The organism is Secundilactobacillus odoratitofui DSM 19909 = JCM 15043 (assembly GCF_001434895.1).
In the GTDB taxonomy this organism is placed as follows: domain Bacteria; phylum Bacillota; class Bacilli; order Lactobacillales; family Lactobacillaceae; genus Secundilactobacillus; species Secundilactobacillus odoratitofui.
The window spans coordinates 1-1,005 of the sequence record NZ_AZEE01000003.1 but is presented as its reverse complement, the minus strand read 5'-3'; the positions used below and the strand labels follow the sequence as shown (position 1 = coordinate 1,005).

General features: G+C 52.6%; 1 pseudogene. It reads left to right on the top strand.

What is annotated here, in order from left to right:
• Window positions 1–1,005 (top strand): annotated as a pseudogene (locus FD04_RS12535) (hypothetical protein); the annotation flags it as partial.

Genomic DNA, 1,005 nt, shown 5'->3' with positions numbered 1-1,005 from the left:
GGGATGGATTCAAGTTATCCTTCGGATACGACGTTGAATGGTTACAACAATGAATTGAGTAGCTTAGCCGCTAGCGCGGCCAATGAATCTAGCGCCGCTAGTGCCGCTGCCATCGCTGCTTCAACGGCCGCCAGTGATTATAAGAGTGCCGTTACTGCTGGCAACAGTAGTGCTGCAACCAATGCGGCTACAGCCTTCAGTGACGCTAACACGGCCTTGAATAATGCTTCAACGGCAGTTACCGATCTCTTGAACAGTGCCAAGACGACCTTAGGTAGTGCCATGAGCCAAAAGGCAAATGACGATGCCACGACCGCCAGCGAAAGTGCTGCCAGTGCCAAGACGGACGTTGCCGGGGCCAGTTCATCAGTTAACGATGTAAAGTCGTTAGTCAGTGACTTCCCAAGTGACGCAACCTTGAGTAGCTTGGCTGATCAAGCTTCAAGTTTGGCTAAGGCTGCTTCGAGCTACGCTCAAACGGCTAGTGATCAAGCAACGAGTGCGGCCAATGAGGCTGAGACGATCAGTGACTTGATTGCCGCTGGTAACAGTGCTTCAGCGTCTACCGCTTCAGCGGCTGCTTCAACTGCCTCAAACGCAGCGAAAGCCGCTTCTGAATCAGCTGCCAGTGTGATGAGTGCGTTGAACTCAACAATCAGTGCCGCTAGCTCCGTCCACGACGTGGACCAGAACAGTGCCGCTACCACGAGTGCCAGCTCAACGGCTTCGAACGCATCGAGTGCCATCGCAAGTATGGCCAGTGATTATCCAAGTGATACGAGTCTCCAAAGTGCATCTTCAGCGGCTTCAAGTTTGACTGATGTAGTCAATAATGCTTCCAGTGCCGCTACGAACGCTTCAAGCTCGGCCGCTTCAGCATCCAGTGCCATCACGAGTGCTTCAAGTGCTTTAAGTTCAGCGATTGCCGCTGGTGATAGTTCCGCTGCATCTGATGCTTCGACTGCTTTAAATAGTGCGAATACGGCAGCTAGTTCAGCAGCCAAC